The organism is Kitasatospora sp. NPDC002551 (assembly GCF_040296005.1).
GTDB lineage: Bacteria > Actinomycetota > Actinomycetes > Streptomycetales > Streptomycetaceae > Kitasatospora.
On record NZ_JBEOWI010000046.1, the window covers coordinates 1 to 18,215 of the forward strand.

Below are 18,215 nucleotides of genomic sequence, written 5' to 3' on the forward strand. Positions count from 1 at the left end.
TGACGTCACTGGAGTCCCTGCTGATACTCATTAGGCATGTGAGCATCAGCGTAGTTGGCTCACATGCCAGACGGTTGGGTAGAGCCAGAGATTACATTGGCGAAGGCTTTGCGCTGGTCGTCCGTCCAGCTGTCCGCTCCGGCTCTCCAGCCCGCCGCGAGGGGCACCAGGTGGTCGATGTCGACTTTCGAGGCGTCGTTGAACTTCAGGTTGTCGTAGACCGATGTCCACGTGCCCGAGGTGGCACGGCACTGGGCGTCCGTCACGACGGATTGCCCGTCCCTCTTCAGGACACTTTCGCGGGTGTCGCAGCCCGTCCCTTGGGAGGCCCAGTGGGGGAAGCGGTCGCGGGAGTAGCCGGTCATCGGACGCGCCGCAGCGACCGTCAGCGCGACCAACTGTGCGCGGGCCGTGGCGGAGTCCGACGGCGGCGGTCCCGGCCAGGCCACGGTGGAGGCGGCCGGTGGGGCGGCGTTCGGTGTGACGTGGTCGGATGCCGCCGGCTTCCCGCAGGAGGTGAGCAGCAGGGCCGCGAGGATCGCCGCGGTGGCCCGGGCGGCGGTGTGCCCGGTGGATCGCGTGGTGGAGGACATGAGGACAGCTTGCCCTGCTGGCGTTGGGTCACCAGCGGTGGCCTTGCACTGTCCACTATCGGGTGAACTGCCGCTGAATTGGGCTGGTGGTGCGCCAGCATGACGGCGTGAAGAACGCGTAGGTGCCGGTCGGGCTGATCCTGGCCCGCGGGCAGTCGTTGCTCGTCTGCTAGAGGCAGGAGGTCCGCACGCCGCAGGGTCGGACCACGAGGGTGTCGCCTGCCACCTCAAGGAGGTGGCAGGGGCAGGTGCGGCGCGCGGATTCGATGTCCCGTTCCTCCCAGAGGTGATCGGAGTGAAGATCAGGGCGCCTTCAATCAGTTCGGCCCTACGAGACACGGCGGGCCAACGGTACCGGATGCCATCAGCGAAATTGTGCAGGCACCTCGGCTGCAGCCCCGAAAGCGCGTGCATGGCCTCGGCCCGCCCCACACGGAGACAGATTGCCCATTCTGGAGACACCTGTCTCCGGATTGGCTACAGTGGAGACACTACGAAGGGGCGGTCGGCGTCGATTGCGACCCGCCACCGACCGCCCCATGACTGGAGAGGAACCCTCCAATGAGTGTCACCGTACCGCTCGCCGTCATCCGCGACCCCCGCAGCCTGGCCGACTTCCTCACCGCCCACGGGATGCCCGGCCGCCGCTCGATGACGGCGATCACCCGGCTGCGTCGCGAGCGCGCCAAGCTGAGCCCGCTGCCCGTGGTGCCGGAGTCGGTGGAGGTCCGGGCGCAGCGCCGGGTGCTGGCCGCCGCCGTGGCGGAGATCGAGCGACGTGGTGGTGAGACCGAGATCGTCTCCGAGAACACGACGGTCCGCCTGCACATCGCCGTTCGCGACGTGAGCACCGGCATGATGCTGCTGCGGGCCGAGGGGTGGCGTTACTACTCCCGTCGGTTCGGGCACCGGCGGGCGGAGCTGGCGTACGTGGTCGGGCGTGACGACGCGGGGCCGTGGGCGGTGAGGGTGCCGGGCACGATGACCACGCTCCGGGACGCTCTGGCGTGGATGGAACCGGCTGAGGTCACCAAGGCCCGCGCCGCCGGCCGCCGCGTGTGGCGCCAGGGCGACGTGTACGCGATCGAGACGATGGCGGCCCACGACGGGCGCGGCGTCGACCTGCTGCCCGATGCTCACGAGTGGCGTCCGGGAACCCGCTACCTGGTCCACCGGCCGCAGGACGGCCGTCGCCACCGGCCGCTCAAGCTGACCCCGCCGGTGCGGTTCGTGCGCCAGCGGGTGCTGGAGATGGGCCGCAGCGGCGCCCGCGCCTTCGGCGACTGAACGTCCCCCCCCCCCCTCGGGGCGGCCGCCCGGCCGCCCCACCCCGCCCCTGAACGGAGACACCTCGATGGCCGACACCCGCCTCCAGACCCGGGTGAGCGAAGAACTCGCCGCCTGGCTGGACGACCGCGACCAGCGCATGATGACCGGCACCATCCACATCCAGGCCAAGCTCGAACTGAGCATGTGGCGCGGGGCCCTGGCCGCCGAACTGCGCCGCATCCGGCTGACGGTGAACCAGGCGAACTGCATCGCCGACGTCCTCAACGGCACCATCATCACCCCCGCCCTCGCCGGTAGCGCCCCCCTGGTCTACTACGAGGTGACCGACGCCTTCCAGCTGGTCCGCGACTCGCCGCTGCCCTACGAGGAGAGCACCTACGGCGCCAAGTGGGAGATCGATGAGCAGGCCCTGCTCACCTACCTGCGGTCCCTGGGGCCGACGGCCGACCACGCCCTGCACGACGCGGTCAGCCGCTGGTGGGCCGCAGACCACGAGGGCACCCGCGAAGGATGGGCCGCGGTCGGACTCACCGTGGTTCCCGACCCCGTCCGAAGCGACGACAGTGGCGAGGATGTCACCGGCTCCAGCACCGTTTCGCGCCAGTCTCGTTGAGCACTTCGCCGGGCAGGGGATTTGGCAGATCCCCTGCCCGGCGGGCGGCCAGCATCACCCGCAGAAGGACGGCCCGTGAACGAGCAGGAACGCCCCTACCAGACAGAAGCAGTGGCGGCGCTGGCCGCCGGTCTACGGGAGTCGCCCCTAGGCCAACTGCACGCCGCCTGCGGATCAGGCAAGACGCTGATGGCACAGCGCGCCACCGAACGGCTGCTGCCCGCCGGCGGAACCGTCGCCGTCCTCACCCCGTCGCTGGCGCTCACCGCGCAGACCCTCTCCTCCTGGCAGCGCAACGCCGCCACGCCGATCCATGCGGCGCTCGCAGTCTGCTTCGACGACACCGTGGCCGACGCACCCGCCCACCTGCCGGACCTGCACATCCCGGTCACCACCGACCCCACCGCCATCGCAGCCTGGCTGCCCGAACCCGCCGACGGGCTGCGCCTGATCGTGGGCACCTACGCCTCCGCCGAACGCCTCGCCGAGGCCGTGCGCGCCACCGCGCCGCTGGACCTGCTCATCCTGGACGAGGCCCACCACCTGGCAGGCCGCCCCGACGCCACCACCCGCCGCGTGGTCGACCGCGCCTTCCTGCCCGCGCAGCGACGCCTCTACATGACCGCGACCCCGCGCATCAACCGCTCGGGCGCCGAACGCCACGGCCACCTGTCCATGGACGACCCCGACGTGTTCGGCCCCGTCCTGTACAACTACTCCTTCGCCCGCGGCATCGCGGAGGGCTACCTGGAGGACTACCGGCTCGTGGTCGTCGGCATCAGCGACCGCGAGGCCCGCTCGCTGCTCGCCGACGAGCAGCACGAGTACGTCGAAGAGATCGGCGCGCCCTCCTTGCAGACCCTCGTAGCCCAGGCCGCCCTCATCAAGGCCAACTCCCTGCACCGCGCCCGCCGAGTCCTGACGTTCCACCACCGCGTCGCCCAGGCTGCCGACTTCGCCCGCACCTTGCCGGGGACCGCCGCCCGCCTGGGCGCCATCGCCCCGATCTTCAGCCACGTCCACGGCGAGATGAGCCACGCCGTTCGCGACCGCGTCCTTGACCACCTGCGCCATCCGCCAGAGGACGGCTGGACCGTGGTGTCCAACGCTCGCTGTCTGGGCGAGGGCGTGGACGTGCCAGCCGTGGACGCCATCCTCTTCGCGCACCCCAAGCGCTCGGCGGTCGACATCGTGCAGGCCGTCGGCCGCGCACTGCGCCCCCACGCCGACGCCGCCGGCCCCTCGACCATCATCGTGCCGCTGGTGCTCCCCGAAGAAGACGGCGAGGTCGGCGACCTCGACCCCGGCGACTACGACATCCTGTGGCAGGTCGTGCGGGCTCTGCGCGCCCACGACGAACCACTGGGCACGGACCTGGACGTCCAGCGTTCCCACGGCCACGTCGACAATCCCGGCCTTCCCCAGAAGATCACCGTCGTCCTGCCGCAGGGCACCACCCAACGCGTCCTCGCCACCCTCACCACCCTGCTGGTACGACAAACCACCTCTCCCTGGTGGGAGGGCTACGGCCACGCCGCAACCTTCTACGCCACCCACGGCCACCTGCGCGTGCCCACCGACTACCTCACCCCCGACGGCTACCGGCTGTGGCGCTGGATGCAAGACGCCACCAAGCACCGCCGCCGCGGCTGGCTCAGCCCCGACCGGATCGAAGCCCTCGACAAGCTCGGCATGGTCTGGGAACCCCATCAGCAGGCATGGGAGAACGCCTACCAAGCCGCCGCCGACTACCACGCGGCCAACGGCCACCTGCGCATCCCCCAGGACTACACCGACTCCTGCGGCTTCCAGCTCGGCAGGTGGATCAACCGCCAGCGCGCTCAGCAGCGCGCCGGCCGACTCAGCGCCGACCGCGCCGAGCGACTCGGCAAGCTCGGCATGGTCTGGAACGTCCTTGACGCCGACTGGCAGAACTGCCTCGCCGCCGCCCGGACCTACCGGGAGCGGCACGGCCACCTCGCCGTCCCCGAGGACTACACGGCCCCCGACGGCACCCCGCTCGGCCGGACCCTGTCCAACCTCCGCATCGGCCGACGCAAGGGCACCATCGCCGTCGATCGGGCCGCCGCCCTCGACCAGCTCGGGATGGTCTGGGAACCCCAGCAGGAGCGCGCCGCCGCCGAATGGGACCGCTTCGTCCATGCAGCCCGCCGTCACCTCGCCCGCCCCGGAGTGCGAAACCTGCAACTGCCCCGCGGCTGGTGCGACCCTGAGGACGACTACCCCCTTGCGGCCAAGCTCGCCACATACCGCCAGCGGGCCGCCGACCTCACCGACGAACAGCGAGCCCTGCTCGCCGAACTCGCCCCCACCCGCACCACCGCCACCGCACAGAATGACGCTGCCGCTGCCATGCGCCGCTTCCACGCCGAGCACGGCCACCTGCGCGTCCCCTCCACCTACCGCACCGCCGACGGCGCCCTGCTCTACCCCCTCCTGGACCGTTTGCGCGGCTGGTACCGCAAGGGCACCCTCCTGCCCGAAGTGCAGCGCGACCTCGAAGAACTCGGTCTCCCTCTCCGGCCGTCCGACCCCTGGCCCGACTTCCTGGACGCGGCGCGCCGTTGGTACGCCGACCATGAACCCGGCCAGCTGCCACCACGGGGATACATCGACACCACTGGGTACCCGTTCGCCCAACGCCTGGGCTACTACCGCCACCGCGCAGGCACAGGTCAACTACCGGCCACCCGCGTCGAGCAACTGCTTGCCCTAGGCGTGCCGATGACCCGCCGACGGGCGAGCGCCCCAGGCGAAACGAAGCTGTGAGTCGGCGGCCGCGCACCCGACCACCGCCCTCGGCTGCCGCAACGTGGCCGGCCTTCGCTCCCAGCTGCGCCGACGCCACCTTGATGCGGTCCATCGGCGATGCCTCAGTCAGCACTCGACTTCCCTGCGGCTGTCCGCCGGCAGACCGGTCCCCTCGGACGCGCTGGGCTACGCGCGGCTCTCCCCCGCATCCTGGTGACCCCGGGCGGGCGGCCAATGACGGTCACCGTGGTCGACGTGGAGGAACCGCGTGCGACCAGGAGGATGAAGAGCTGGACGAGGAACCGTTCGGCTGGTTGGTCTGTGCGTCCGCTGGTGCGGCCAGCGACCCGGGAGAGACCGACGCCTTCGCGGGAGCCGCCGGGCGGCAGGACTGCTAGTGCTCGTCGGTGGTGCCGGGGCCGTTGGCACCGGTGAGGTCCTCCAGCGTGTCCAGGTCGATGGTGCCAGCCAGGTTGTGCAGGTACTCCCACTGGTCCGCGTCCAGGCCGAGCGCGGGATCGTCGGCGACCCGGACGAGGGCGGCGGCGACGATGCCCGGGGACGCCGCGTGCAGGGCGTTCAGCAGGGCCTCGGCGCAGGCCTTCGGTCCGGTGCCGTCCTGGTAGTGCAGGGCGATCTCGAACGCTTCGGTCGCACGGGCCGTGACCCCCCGCCAGGCGAGCCCGTCGAGGGGGTCCGGGAAGGCGCCGCCCAGAAGAGGGAAGGTGCGCGGCTCGCAGGTGGCGGCCCCAGCGGTCCGGGTGGCGAGCTGCCCGGCGGTGGTGGCCGCCGCCAGGTCCTCGGTGAGGACGGCGATCTCCCGCTTCCAGATGGGGTTGCTGGAGAAGCAGACAGGCATCGCGGCGGCGACCGCGCACGCGGCGGCCAGCGCGAGACGCTCCCCCGGGGCGAGATGCGGCACGCTGCCGTCGGCGGCGGGTCCGAGCATGCCGGCACCGAGCGCGTGGGCGAGATCCTCGGGGAGGTACCCGCTGGCGCCGGCGGCAAGCACCCGTCCGCTTGCCTCCTCGATGGCGGCGGCCGTCGTCTCCAGGCAGGAGCGGTGCACGTCGTGGTCCTGGCTGTCGGCGAGTCCGCGTACCCACCGCGCACACTCCTCTCCCGCTCGGCGGGCCCGCAGCAGAACGGCCCCGGCCCGGTCGCCGGTGCTGCCGGGGCCCTGGCCCTCCGCCCTGACGGCAGACGGGGCCTGCGGGGCGGACGGTGGGTGAAAGATGGTCATACCCCAAGGTATCGAGCCGGGCGGACACGGGTGACGGGCTCCACGACAGCACGGAACCACCAACGGGCCAACACGTCGTAACCCGCCGTCCGCGCGCCCGTTGCTGGGACAGCAGGAGCAGCGAGACGAAGGGAACGACCTGTGCGGACGTGCGTTTGGGCGGCGGCGGCCGTCGTGCTGCTGGTGGCGTCCCCCGCAGCGGCGGGCGGGCAACGCAGCGTGCAGACCATCGGGCTGGACGCGAGCGCGGGCGACGGCTCGGTGTCCGGGAGCGCCCGGCTGACGGCCACCGCGGAGAACAACGGCTACCGCCTCAAGGGATGGGTGGAATCGGACAGGGGGTGCGTGGAGCTGAAGGCCGTGAATATGCACTGGGGCTCCTACCTGGGCGGAGACCAGATCACCAAGACCTGCGAGACCAAAGTGCGCGCGCCCGTGGACGCCTGGACCCACCACACCGACGTCGTGCTGAGCGCAATCGTCGACGGCGGCCCGGACCGGGACTCCCGGATCGTCACCCTGACCGGACGCTAGCCCGGGCCACCCCTTCCTCAGGCTCGCCTCTTCCGCAAATCCCTCGACGGGCTGGCTTCGGCGGCCCGACACTGAGCGCCATGGTCTCCCCGCCCGCCGGACCGCCGGCCGTCCTCTCCGCCCCGCTGACCTCCGCCCTGACCTGCCCCACCGTGGTCACCGTCGTGGACGCCTGCGCCCTGGCCCAGGTGGCGTGCGGTGCGCGACGCCGAGCCGGTCGATCTGATCAGCGCCCTGTCCGGCACCGGCCGCTCGAACCCCTTCGGCGCCGCGCACATCGTGGAGGAACTGCAGCGGCACCTCCCGAGGATCGCGGCGGACACCGGCGTACCGCTCGACCAGGCGCAGGCGCAGCTGTGGAAGCGGATGCTGCCCGGGGTGCCGATCGTCGACCTCGCCATCGGCGACCACCTCTCCCCCGCCGCCCGGCTGCTGCTGCGCGACGACCCGTCGCTGCCGGCGATCGCCCGCGGCGACGCCGACGACGCCCCTACCGCGGCCCTCGCGCAGTTCCTCGCCCCCGCCGTCATCCTGACCCAGGACAGCGTGTTCGCCCGCTTCGGCCTGGCCGTTCCGGTGGACCGGTGGGTCGGGATGGCCCACGGGCTGCTGCGCGCGGCCGGCTTCGAGGCGAACCTGGACGTGTCGGTGCGCGTCGCCGATGTCGCCGCCCGCCTCGCCTGGCAGACGGCGGCCTGGGCAGGGCGCGCCGCGGCGCGCCACCCGGTCCTCGCGGGCGCGGTGGTCGCCCTGGCCGTTCTGGTCTGCCGCCACCAAGGCCTGCTGGACGGCGCCCGGTGGCGGGCCGGCGCGGTCTCCCTCCGGGAGACGGCCGGGCCCCTGCTGGAGCGGTTCGCCGCGGCCAGCGAGGACCACGCCCTCACCCGCGACCGCCTGGTGGTGGTTCAGGCCTCCGGTGAGGCGACCACCGAGCAGCTCGCCGCCCGCCACCTCGCCCGTACCCGCTCCGCCCTGACCCTCGGGCAGCTGCGGGACGCGCTGGCCGCCGACGGCGTCCGCGTCCCCGCGACCCGGCTGAGGGCCGCGATGCGCGAGCACCCCGGCTTCACCCGGCTGACCGGGGACCGGTACTTCCTGGGCCGTCCCGCACTTCCCGACACCGTCCGCTGACCCGCACAAGGACGTCCGACCCGACCGGGTCCGGGTCGGGTGCCGTCGCACCGGACCCGGACCTGGAATGGGCAGGCCGTCCCAGGCACTAGCGTTGACCGCAACGGGCTATGGCGGGCGGACCGGGGGCTTCCACGGCTCCGGCCTGCCAGCGCCGACACGGGCCTGGTGGGCGGTCCTTTTCCGGCGAACCCGTCTCGGATTCACCCGATGGAGTGAACCTCCCGTTCCCCGGGCCCGTCGGCGAGCAGCCAGGACACCATGGCGTCGTCCCCCGGCGCAGAAAGCGAGAAGCGGTGAGCAGCACGGACTTGACGGCCCTGCCGGCCGCCTTCGAGCCAGCGGACCCGCCGCGCAACGGCCGGATGCGGTTCTGGCGGCCGAACGTGACGGTGGCCTTCCCCGACGAACTGCCGGAGGGCGTCGAGGAATCCGCCGGGCAGGAGACGGCGGTGGTACGTCACCAGGCCAACGGCGTGCGCAGCTCGCGGGTCCCGTGCTGGTCGATGCCGGTCGACTTGGCCCTGCCCCTGCTCAGCCGGGCCCGGCTCCGGGGGAGCGGCGACGAGGCCTGCCGGTTCTGGGGCGGCGTCTCGCTGTTCGCCCTTGAGCTGATCTCGCGGGGCCGGCTGGACGTGGACGTGACCGAGGCGGGCTTCGACACCTGGCGGTGCGTACCGCAGACCGACCAGGAGCGGGCGCAGCTGGCCGCGTTCGCGCGCTCGATGCCGCCGACCGCGCACGCGATCCCCTTTCAGGCGCTGCACGGCGGGCGGCCGATGCTGCCCGAGCCGGCGTTCCTGCTCCAGGCCTACCTGGACGCGGTCGCGGACACCGTCGCTCGTACGCCCGAAGGTCCCGAGCGGGCCGGGACGCCGGTGTTCACGGCCCTTCCGGTTCAGCACGTGCCGCAGCTGGCCCTGCGTGACGTGCCCGCCCCGGTCCCGCTGGCGCGGATCTCGCTGCTCGTGGAGATCGACGAGGACGGGCCGTCCGGCGTGCGCGCGGTGCTGCAGGTGCGCCGCACCGGCGTCGACGAAGTCCTGCTCAGTCCGGCGCGGCTGTGGGCCGAGAACGGGGATCCGGCGCTCGACCCGGTCCGTGTGCACGCCGAGGTCGCGCTGCACGCCGCCGCCGAGGCGTGGGTGCCGATGAAGGAGTTCCTGGACTTCCCCGGCCTTCCGGCTCTGGACCTGTCCCCCGAGGAGGTGGACGACCTGCTCGGTCCGAGCGCTGGCGACCTCGCGGCCGCCGGCTGCGACGTACTGCTGCCGCGCGACGTGGTCCGGGCGCTGACGGTGCGCGCCCAGGTGTCGGCGAAGAGCCCGGGCTCGGCGCTGGCCGGCCGGCTGCTGGGCCAGGAGAAGCTGCTGGAGTTCAGGTGGCGCATCGCCCTGGGCGGCAGGGAGCTCAGCCAGGCGGAGATGAACCGGCTGGCGGAGGCACGGCGGCCCTTCGTGCGGCTGCGCGACCAGTGGGTGCGGGTCGACGCCGCGCTGGTCGCCAAGCTCCGCCGGCGCCGCATCGGCGACCTGACCGGTATCCAGGGCCTGGCCGCCGCGATCACCGGGACAATCGACGGGCCCGACGGCGAGGCGGTCGACCTCGCACCGGTGAGCGGCCGGCTCGCCGACCTGCGCCAGGCGGTGGCCGGTGCCCGCGAGCGCCCGGCCGCCGTACCCGCGAAGCTGAACGCCACCCTGCGCCCGTACCAGGAGGTGGGCCTGGCGTGGATGCAGCAGCTGACGTCGGTCGGCCTGGGATGTGCGTTGTGTGACGATATGGGCTTGGGTAAGACATTGCAGGTCATCGCGCTGCACCTGTCCCGGCAGGAGCAGCCGGCCACGGCCGGACCGGCTCTGATCGTCTGCCCCGCCACCCTGCTGGGTTCGTGGGCCGGCGAGCTGGCCCGCTTCGCCCCGCACATCCCGGTCCACCGGGTCCACGGCCCCGAGAACCTCCCCGACGACCTGCCCGGCGACGCGGTCGCCCTGACCACGTACACCACGTTGCACCGCCGCCTGGAGCAGCTGACCGCCCGCCGGTGGTCCCTGGCCGTCCTGGACGAGGCCCAGCACGCCAAGAACCCGCACACCTCCATCGCCAGGGCCGTCCGGGCGATCCCGGCGGACGCGAGGGTCGCGCTGACAGGAACGCCGGTGGAGAACAAGCTCGCCGACCTGAAGTCGGTCCTGGACTTCGCCGTCCCCGGCCTGCTCGGCTCCGACACCGACTTCCGCACCCGCTACGCCCGGCCGATCGAGGCCGAGGGAGACGAGACGGCCGCATCCCGGCTCCGGGATCTGACCGGTCCGTTCATCCTTCGCCGTCTCAAGTCCGACCCGGCGATCGCTCCCGACCTGCCACCGAAGATCGAGACCAACCATCAGGTCGAGCTGACGACGGAGCAGGCCGCCCTCTACGAGGCCGTCGTCCGCGAGCACCTGGCGCTGATCGCCTCCAGCGAGGGCATCGCCCGCAAGGGCCTGGTCTTCAAGCTGCTGACGGCGCTGCGGCAGATCTGCCTGCACCCCGCCCTGTACCTCCAGGACGAGGACAATCCGGCCGGCCGCTCCTTCGCTGAGCGCTCCGGCAAGGTCGCGCTGCTCGACGAGCTCCTGGACGTGATCGTCCCCGAGGGCCAGGCCGCCCTCGTGTTCACCCAGTACGTGCGGATGGCCAAGCTGCTGTCAGGGCACCTGGAGGCCCGCGGCATCTCCCACGATCTGCTGCACGGCCAGCTGACAGCCCGCCAGCGCACCAAAATGGTCGCCCGTTTCCAGGCCGGCGACTTCCCGGTGTTCCTGCTGTCGCTGCGCGCCGCAGGGACCGGCCTGACCCTCACCCGGGCCGGACACGTCGTCCAGCTCGACCAGTGGTACAACCCCGCCGTCATGGACCAGGCCGCAGACCGAGCCCACCGGATCGGCCAGACCCAGACGGTTCAGATTCACCGGCCGATCGCCGCCGGCACGATGGAGGAGAACGTCATGGAGGTACTCTCCGACAAACGCTGGCTGGCCCACCTCGTCCTGCCCGACCAAGAGGCCGGGTTCAGCGAGCTGAACGACCAGCAGCTGGCCGACCTCGTCACCCTGCGCAGGCACCCGTGAACCTCGCCACCCCCGCCTCCTACCACCGGGCCTATCCCCCGGCCGCCGCACCCGAGGGCAAGACGGACGCCGTCACCCCGACCGGCCTGGCCTGGATCGACGCCCTTGCCGCCGACCAGAAGACCCGGAGCCGGATCGCCCGCGCACGCTCCTACGCCCGCAGCATCCGGATCACCGATCTGACCTTCGACATCTCCCGGCACCACCCGAACATCACCAACAAGGCCACCATCGTCAGCTGCTCCCTGTCCGAGGACGACGACACCTCGCACTGGTCCTACAGAAGCCTCGCGACCCGCATCTCGGTGGCCATCCCCGCCATGCCGGACACAGCCTGGCGGCTCCTGACCCACATCGCCCGCGCCGTCCCGGCGCGCTGGGCGCAGCTGGACGGCACCGGGATCACCGAGCGGCTGCTCGCCGAAGCCCGGCGCCATGACCTGCCGTTGCTGCCGACTCCGCGCGACCTGCACGTGAACTGCCACTGCGGCTCCCGCAGCGGACCGTGCAAGCACGCGGTCACCCTGGTTCTCCAGGTGGCCAGGGTGCTGGACACTGATCCCCTCGCACTGCTGCTCCTGCGCGGCCGGGCCGCCGCGGACTTCCTGGCCGGCGTCGCCGATCCCGACCACCACAGCCTCACACGAAGCTTCCGGCCCGGTGCCCCCGTCGCGCTGCCCCAGGTGTCCGCCGACGACGCCTACGCCCGCCGCCACCCCTCCGCCCGGCCGCCGCTGCCGTCCTCGCCGGCGCCCGGGGGCGCCGGCGCGAAGGTCTCCCTCACCCCGATGCCGGGCATCGACATGGACGCCCTCACCCTGCTGGCGCTGCGCACGGCCAAGCGGGCCGGCGGGATGCTCGACGGCCTTCTCGCCAAGGCCGAGCCGGTGCACAGGGCTGCGATCAGCCGCCCCCGCTCCGAGTCGGCCGGAGATCCGGCCGCCGAGCAGGCACTGCACCGCCTCTCCGCGCAGGGCACGGTCTGGCGCTGACGGCGAGCTGGTGACTCAGCGGGCAGCGGGAGCGGGGATAGAGTCGGGCAGTCAGGATCCGTTCGTCCGGGGCACCTCGGCGCCGAGGTCCAGGAGCGCGGCGGACGGTACGCCAGCCCGGTGGATGCGCCCCGCATCCCGTTCGGCCTGCACCCTGGCGTCCAGCAGGCCCGCGAAGCGCGTCTTGGTGAGCGTCCGCTGTTGGAAGGCCTCCACGAACCAGACCGCCATCGGCACGCCGAGGTACGCCTGCGGTGCTTCGCCCCGCGGCCACGTGGGGTCGAGTACAGCCCCGTCCGCCCGCACGCACCACGCATGGTGGCGCAGCCTCCCGGCCGCGAGGACGAAGCCCTCGACGTACCCGCCGCCGACACGGCGGGCCACCCGCAAGGCGTTCGCGAAGCAGTGGGCGGGCGCTCCGCGGCGGGGTGCGCCGGTGGCAGGCCAGGGCCTGGGGGTGAACAGCCGGCCCTGGGCGAGGACGATCCTGGCCGCGGCCCCGTCGTCCGGATCGGTCGTGGTGCGGGCGGCCACGATCAGGTCCAGCTCGCCGCAGGTCGGGGTGTGGAGAAGCACGGTTCCAGTCTCGGGCGGGGCGCTCCGGTCGGCGACCGTAGCGATGGACTCGACGAGGGATTGGCGGCGAGTGGAACGGGCTAGTGTCGTACGTGATGCACAGCGATCAAGGAAGCATACGGGTGGGAGTCGACGAAGGTGGGGCCCGGTGGCTCCTGCACGTGGTCTGCCGGGCTCGCGGGCGACGAGCTGTCGCAATGCCACGCGTTCCTGGACCTGCGGGACACCTCAGCCGGACCTCCGGAAACGGCCGCCGGGAACCCTTTGCTCCGGCTCTCCAAACCGCTCCTGCCAGCTCGTGCTCGGGCCACCCAGCGCACGGCCCTGCAACGACCGACAGCGGTGGGAGGCCGGGGACGGGCTACGCGCCCTCGGGTTCCACCTGCTCACCGACGTGCTTGAACCGGCTGCGGCGGCGACCCGGTCCTCGCCGGACAGGCCTGCCCAGAACTCGTCCGCCCATACCCGGTGGGCGGCCTGGCGTTCGGCCTCTTCCAGGCACGCCGACTCCGCCAGCGCCTCGTCGCCGAGCCCGGCACGGGCCGCCTCCAGATCACCATGCCAGGCAGGCAAGTCGGCCAGGTGCGCCCGGCGCTCGGCCTGCACGGCGGCCAGCGCCCGCTGCGCCTCGATCAGGCGGTCGGGGTACTCGAAGGTCTTCTGCTGCTTGCCCACGGCAGGGAATCGTACGCGTGCCCGGATCTGTTGTCCGGCCGCGCCCCGCCCTCTGATGCTTCGGACGTGCGGCCCGTGCTTTGGCCTGAGCGGGGCTCGATAGGGTCGGCAGCATGCGCGGCGGAGGAGGTTCGTTCGATGACGACGTACGACCAGCTGGTCGGGTGGGCCGGTCTGGGGAATGTCACACGAGCTGATTGGGACGCCGTGGCCAGCTGGCGCGTCCCGAGCTTCGTGAAGGCGCAGCTCGTCGATGTGGGTATCCCGCTGGCGCCGCGTCTTGTCGATCGGGTTGTGGTGCAGGGTGAGGCTGAGCCGGCTCTGCTCACGTCCCGGGGGCCGCTCTATCGTCTCACCGAGCAGGCGGACCCTGATGATCAGGCCGAGCGGTCGTTCTTCGGCATCGAGCCGGAGACCGCCGCGGTGTACTTCGTCATGCCGGACGGGGAGGCGTGGTTCGCCAACTCGCATGTCGCCGTGTGGCTCGATGTCCTTCACCGGTATGGCAGCCGCGTCTCAGCCTCACGCCTTCTCGGCGAACCGGACAGCTCTGAGGGGTCCATCTATGGAGAGGATGAAGAGCTGGCTGTTGCCGAGCTGAACCGGCTGGCAGAAGAACTCAGGACGATCGATCCGGCGGCCTTCGGCGGCTACGAGGGGTTTCTGTGGCCAGGGCTCCTGGACCGCTGGCTCTACTGACGTCGGCCGGTGGATCCGGGGGCCAGCGGGTCTGGCCGCCTGTGCCGGGAGGCCCGGCTCCCCCTGCTCAGTGCGACCAGTAGGAGTCCTCGACGTCCGGTCGCACGGGCGAGAGCGGGCGGGCGTACTCCGGAGCCCACGCGATGGCGCTGCCGCTGACGGACATGGTGAGGGTGATAGTCCCGTCCGGCTCCGAGTAGAGCGCGACCGTCACGCGGATCCCCTCCGAGGTCTCGGCGCTGAGGAATTCCGGGCGGTCGGCCGGGGTGCTGGGAGTCCAGATCGGTGTCTCCTGCTGGTAGCCGCCCAGCCTCCACGCGGCCTTGATGCGGTCCTTGAGCTCTTGCCGGTGGGATGCGCTGATCCGGGTACGGGCCGTGTACCGCCGGTCGACGGTGGACAGCTTGCTCAGCGTTCCATCCGAGCGCGGCGCGTAGCGGTCGACCGTGCAGCCCGTGTCGCTCAGCTCCAGGGCAGGGCTCAGAGTCCCCAGCGTGTCCTGGGCGGCGATCTCGCTGAGCGCCTGGAACTGCTCCGGGGTACGGCGGACGATCTCGGGCCCGGGCTTGGAGTAGTAGTCCTCAGACCCGAGGGACCACCACACACCGATCAGGAGCACGAACATCAACCCGACCGCGCCGGCGACACCCGCCACCGCGACCAGGGCCGCCTTCACCCACACCTTGCCGGACAATCCCCACCCCCCGCTGCGCTTCGTAGCATCACCGTACGCCCGGCGCCGGGGGCGACTCCTGAGCATCCCTACTCAGATCGGCGCCGCGGCCACCCCTGGGCACGCAGCCGACGAGGTCACCCTTGCTGCGACGAGTTCGCGACGTCTACGTCCGGCTGGCCACCCTGACGACACGGCCGGGGCGCCCGGTCACCACGCATGCTGGAAGGGACCGAATCCGAACTCGGCCGCCAGGGAGTCCACGTGGAACCCCGTACGAAGGTTGTTCTCCGCATATCCGGGGATCTGCCTGAGTGCGTCACGGGGCAGCCCGTTCTCCCACCACATGCGTCCGCACTTGCACCCGACCGCGGCCCTGTCGTCGGCGAAGACGACGAACCACTGTTCGTCGCGACCGCACTCGCAGGTCACGCGGCGCGCCGTGACCGGCCAGTCCTCCGCAGGCGGTGTCTTCAGGAGCGCCGGCGGCAGGGCGGAGCGCACCGTGAGGCTGTTGATCACCGCGACCTCGATGGTCTCGGCGTCGTCGAATGCATAGTCGAACGCCTTGGCCGCGGCCCGCTCCAGCGTGCTGAGGAACGGCCAGTAGGCGGCGCCGACATCGATGACGTCGTCGTGCCGGACCGTGCCGAGGGTCAAGGCCATGCGCCAGATCTGGTCCGGCAGGCTCCGCGTGACCGTTTCGCTGTGCTCGCCGTTGATCCTCCTCCAACTGGGTGCCTCCAGGACGGCTTCGGCCGCCGTGCGGGCCCGAGCGAGGAGTTTCGCGCAGTTGCGCTCCAGGTCCTCGGGGCGGACGTAGCGGCCACGGTAGTGCCGTGCCATCTCCCACAGTCCCTTGTCGAACCGCTCCGACGTGTACGGGTGCAGGGTGCCGGGCCGACGCGGAAGATCACCCGACGGCGGAGGCAAGTACCGCTGTGCTTCGAGCACCAACAGGTGCGCGCTGGGCACCAGCCACGGGTTGGGATCGACCAGCGGCCTCCTCGACATCGGCGGCGGTGACCAGATCCGCAGGCCGGTATCGCTCCCCCGGTCGTCCGGCATGTACTCCCTCTCCAGGACCTGATGGTTTCCGCGAGCGGCGGCGTGTAGGCGGTGACCGCCATGCTGGCACAGAAGTACGGTGCGCTGACGCGCGGTCCCGGGCCAGTGCGCGAAGAACCCCCGGCCGACGTCGCCCCTCCGCTGGCGGTCCAGGCCCTCACGGCTGGTCCGGTCCGTCCCGATGGCGCGGCCGCGGGCGCCAGCCGGGAGCGGCGCCGACCCGCCAGCTTCAGCTGCCGTCGGTGGGAGGCCGGCCGGTGACGTCCTGGCCATCGCTGAGCAGCGCGGTGGTACCGGTGGCGTGGGCCTGCCAGACGGAGGCGAACCAGTGGCGCTGCTCGGGCTGGAGATCGGGCAGCCACTGGTCGTAGGCACGCCAGGCGTAGGTGTCGTGCTCGGAGCTGAGCCGGACGGGCTGGTGGCTGGGGAGGGGGGTGGCTTCGAAGGCGAAGTCGATCACGGGTGGCCAGCCGTCGGCGGCCGAGCGGTAGTCGATCACGAGCGGGCGCAGGGGGCCGGTGAGGCGGATGCCGGTCTCCTCCGTGACTTCCCGGTACGCGGTGTCGAGGGGGTTCTCGCCGAGGTCGCCGAGTCCGCCGGGCAGTTGCCACCAGGCGGGGTGGCCGGGGTAGGCGCGGGCCTGGTGGAGCATGAGGATGCGGCCGGAGGTGTCGGTGATCAGGACGCTCGCGGAGACCGCGTGGGGCGGCAGGGCGGCGGCGAAGTCGTGGGGGTCGAGGGTCGGTTGGGTGGTCAAGCGGGTGGCTCCCTTCGGTCGTCTCCGGATGAGCCTATCGCGATCAACTTCCCGACAGCGCAAGGGAGTTGCGTGATCATCGGACTGTGCGAGGGACATCGCCCGTCTGGTCTAGAGTGCTGGGAGAGCCCGGGAATCCGCCCCTTCGAGAACGGATCAGCGCCTTGGACCAATCACTCGTCCCCGCCTCCCGCCGGATCGCCGTGTTCGGCGCCGGCTACATCGGCCTGGTGACCGGCGCGTGCCTGGCCGAACTCGGCCACGGAGTCGTGGTGCGCGACATCGTGCCGGCCAAGGTGGCGGCCCTCACCGCCGGCGAGGTGCCATTCCACGAACCCGGGCTCGGCGAGCTGATCGCGCGCAATCGCGGCCGGCTGGCGTTCACGCTGGAGGCGGCCACCGCGCTGGCCGGGGCGGAAGTGGCGTACGTGTGCGTCGACACTCCGCCGGGCCCGGCCGGGGACGCGGACCTGTCCCGGGTGTGGGCGGTCGTGGAGGAACTCACATCCGCGCCGGACCTGGCCGCCGTGGTCGTCAAGAGCACGGTGCCGGTCGGCACCGGCGACCGGATCCGCCAGGCCCTCGACCGGGCCGGCCTCGCGCACGTCGGCTACGCGGCGAATCCGGAGTTCACCGCCGAGGGCAAGGCGGTCTCCGACTTCATGCGCCCGGACCGGATCGTGATCGGCAGCGCCGACGAGGCGACCGGCCGACTGGTGGCGGACCTGCACCGCGGCGTCGACGGGCCGGTGGTGCGGATGGACGTCCGCTCGGCGGAACTGGCGAAGCTGACCGCGAACGCCCTGCTGATGACCCGGATCTCCTTCGCGAACGAGATCGCCACTTTGTGCGAGGGCACCGGCGCCGACGTCGAACAGGTCATGGCCGCGGTCGGCATGGACCCGCGCATCGGTCCGCACTTCCTGCGCGCCGGCCTGGGCTGGGGCGGCTCGTGCTTCCCGAAGGACGGCGTCGCGCTCAAGCAGATGGCCTCCGACACCGGGCAGCACCTCCAGCTGCTCGGCGCGGTCATCGACGTCAACAACCTCCAGGCCCGCCGCGCGCTGCAGCGTCTCAAGGAGCAGCTGGGGGGCTTCGGCGGCAAGCGGGTGGCCGTGTTGGGCATGGCGTTCAAGGCCGGGACGGACGACATGCGGCAGGCGCCCAGCACGGTGGTGGCGTCCCGGCTGCTGGCCGAGGGCGCGGAGGTGTGCTGCTGGGACCCGCTGGCGCGGGTGACCGAGGAGCAGCCGTGGTCGCACACGGTCCGCTTCGAGGACGTGCGGGAGGCGCTGGCGGGGGCGGATGCGGCGATCGTGGTCACCGAGTGGCCGGAGCTGGCCGGCCTGCCGTGGGAGGAGGTGGCCGGGGAGATGCGCGCCGCGGTGCTCTTCGACGGCCGCAACCTGCTGGACCCGGCGCGGATGCGGGCGGCGGGCTTCGCCTACCTGTCGGTCGGCCGGCCGTGACCCGGTCCTGCCCGCAG

The 18,215-nt window shown here is 72.1% G+C and carries 16 protein-coding genes; 9 read left to right on the plus strand and 7 right to left on the minus strand.

The window, feature by feature from the left end; translation table 11 throughout:
* Nucleotides 1-59: 59 nt before the first annotated feature.
* Complete coding sequence (locus ABT093_RS30315) at nucleotides 60-593, minus strand: hypothetical protein (protein WP_350569894.1); 534 nt, start codon at nucleotides 591-593, stop codon at nucleotides 60-62.
* A gap of 561 nt (nucleotides 594-1,154) precedes the next feature.
* Between ABT093_RS30315 and ABT093_RS30320 the strand changes: the two genes are divergently transcribed.
* The 3 genes from ABT093_RS30320 to ABT093_RS30330 all read left to right on the plus strand — a co-directional run bounded on the left by ABT093_RS30320 (nucleotide 1,155) and on the right by ABT093_RS30330 (nucleotide 5,286).
* A complete protein-coding gene (locus tag ABT093_RS30320; RefSeq protein ID WP_350569896.1) occupies nucleotides 1,155-1,880 on the plus strand; it encodes a hypothetical protein in 726 nt (241 codons plus the stop codon).
* Between the two features lie 67 nt (nucleotides 1,881-1,947).
* The gene (locus ABT093_RS30325; protein ID WP_350569898.1) at nucleotides 1,948-2,496 is read left to right on the plus strand and encodes a hypothetical protein; all 549 of its coding nucleotides are present in this window, start codon (nucleotides 1,948-1,950) and stop codon (nucleotides 2,494-2,496) included.
* A 75-nt stretch (nucleotides 2,497-2,571) separates the two neighbouring features.
* A complete protein-coding gene (locus ABT093_RS30330) occupies nucleotides 2,572-5,286 on the plus strand; it encodes a DEAD/DEAH box helicase (protein WP_350569900.1) in 2,715 nt (904 codons plus the stop codon).
* A 376-nt stretch (nucleotides 5,287-5,662) separates the two neighbouring features.
* On the opposite strand, the gene ABT093_RS30335 is transcribed toward ABT093_RS30330, so the two are convergent.
* Complete coding sequence (locus tag ABT093_RS30335; protein ID WP_350569902.1) at nucleotides 5,663-6,511, minus strand: hypothetical protein; 849 nt, start codon at nucleotides 6,509-6,511, stop codon at nucleotides 5,663-5,665.
* A gap of 141 nt (nucleotides 6,512-6,652) precedes the next feature.
* Here ABT093_RS30335 and ABT093_RS30340 point away from each other — a divergent pair, with 141 nt between their 5' ends.
* From ABT093_RS30340 to ABT093_RS30355, 4 genes are all read left to right on the plus strand, one after another.
* Nucleotides 6,653-7,045: a hypothetical protein gene (locus tag ABT093_RS30340; RefSeq protein ID WP_350569904.1), complete on the plus strand. Its 393-nt coding sequence runs from the start codon at nucleotides 6,653-6,655 to the stop codon at nucleotides 7,043-7,045.
* Nucleotides 7,046-7,243: 198 nt separating this feature from the next.
* A complete protein-coding gene (locus ABT093_RS30345; protein WP_350569906.1) occupies nucleotides 7,244-8,176 on the plus strand; it encodes a PIN domain-containing protein in 933 nt (310 codons plus the stop codon).
* Nucleotides 8,177-8,472: 296 nt separating this feature from the next.
* A complete protein-coding gene (locus ABT093_RS30350) occupies nucleotides 8,473-11,289 on the plus strand; it encodes a DEAD/DEAH box helicase (protein WP_350569907.1) in 2,817 nt (938 codons plus the stop codon).
* Complete coding sequence (locus ABT093_RS30355; RefSeq protein WP_350569908.1) at nucleotides 11,286-12,281, plus strand: hypothetical protein; 996 nt, start codon at nucleotides 11,286-11,288, stop codon at nucleotides 12,279-12,281. The genes ABT093_RS30350 and ABT093_RS30355 overlap by 4 nt, the downstream gene beginning before the upstream one ends.
* Before the next feature lie 51 nt (nucleotides 12,282-12,332).
* Here ABT093_RS30355 and ABT093_RS30360 read toward each other — a convergent pair whose 3' ends face one another.
* Both ABT093_RS30360 and ABT093_RS30365 read right to left on the minus strand, forming a co-directional pair.
* Nucleotides 12,333-12,857, minus strand: a complete 525-nt coding sequence (locus ABT093_RS30360) for a hypothetical protein (protein ID WP_350569910.1) — start codon at nucleotides 12,855-12,857, stop codon at nucleotides 12,333-12,335.
* Between the two features lie 228 nt (nucleotides 12,858-13,085).
* The gene (locus ABT093_RS30365; RefSeq protein WP_350569912.1) at nucleotides 13,086-13,532 is read right to left on the minus strand and encodes a DUF8825 domain-containing protein; all 447 of its coding nucleotides are present in this window, start codon (nucleotides 13,530-13,532) and stop codon (nucleotides 13,086-13,088) included.
* A 138-nt stretch (nucleotides 13,533-13,670) separates the two neighbouring features.
* Here ABT093_RS30365 and ABT093_RS30370 point away from each other — a divergent pair, with 138 nt between their 5' ends.
* The gene (locus tag ABT093_RS30370; protein WP_350569913.1) at nucleotides 13,671-14,231 is read left to right on the plus strand and encodes an SUKH-4 family immunity protein; all 561 of its coding nucleotides are present in this window, start codon (nucleotides 13,671-13,673) and stop codon (nucleotides 14,229-14,231) included.
* 67 nt (nucleotides 14,232-14,298) lie between these two features.
* On the opposite strand, the gene ABT093_RS30375 is transcribed toward ABT093_RS30370, so the two are convergent.
* The 3 genes from ABT093_RS30375 to ABT093_RS30385 all read right to left on the minus strand — a co-directional run bounded on the left by ABT093_RS30375 (nucleotide 14,299) and on the right by ABT093_RS30385 (nucleotide 16,729).
* Nucleotides 14,299-14,925: a hypothetical protein gene (locus ABT093_RS30375; RefSeq protein ID WP_350569915.1), complete on the minus strand. Its 627-nt coding sequence runs from the start codon at nucleotides 14,923-14,925 to the stop codon at nucleotides 14,299-14,301.
* A 189-nt stretch (nucleotides 14,926-15,114) separates the two neighbouring features.
* A complete protein-coding gene (locus tag ABT093_RS30380) occupies nucleotides 15,115-15,972 on the minus strand; it encodes a hypothetical protein (RefSeq protein WP_350569917.1) in 858 nt (285 codons plus the stop codon).
* Nucleotides 15,973-16,201: 229 nt separating this feature from the next.
* Entirely contained in the window at nucleotides 16,202-16,729 is a 528-nt protein-coding gene (locus tag ABT093_RS30385; RefSeq protein WP_350569919.1) for an NUDIX hydrolase, read from the minus strand.
* A gap of 164 nt (nucleotides 16,730-16,893) precedes the next feature.
* On the opposite strand from ABT093_RS30385, the gene ABT093_RS30390 reads away from it, so the two are divergent.
* Entirely contained in the window at nucleotides 16,894-18,198 is a 1,305-nt protein-coding gene (locus tag ABT093_RS30390; protein ID WP_350569920.1) for a UDP-glucose dehydrogenase family protein, read from the plus strand.
* The last annotated feature ends 17 nt before the right edge of the window (nucleotides 18,199-18,215 follow it).

Coding starts and splice junctions, on each gene's coding strand:
- ABT093_RS30380 (WP_350569917.1), bottom strand. CDS start 15,972: ATGCCGGACGACCGGGGGAGCGATACCGGCCTGCGGATCTGGTCACCG.
- ABT093_RS30315 (WP_350569894.1), bottom strand. CDS start 593: ATGTCCTCCACCACGCGATCCACCGGGCACACCGCCGCCCGGGCCACC.
- ABT093_RS30335 (WP_350569902.1), bottom strand. CDS start 6,511: ATGACCATCTTTCACCCACCGTCCGCCCCGCAGGCCCCGTCTGCCGTC.
- ABT093_RS30320 (WP_350569896.1), top strand. CDS start 1,155: ATGAGTGTCACCGTACCGCTCGCCGTCATCCGCGACCCCCGCAGCCTG.
- ABT093_RS30370 (WP_350569913.1), top strand. CDS start 13,671: ATGACGACGTACGACCAGCTGGTCGGGTGGGCCGGTCTGGGGAATGTC.
- ABT093_RS30325 (WP_350569898.1), top strand. CDS start 1,948: ATGGCCGACACCCGCCTCCAGACCCGGGTGAGCGAAGAACTCGCCGCC.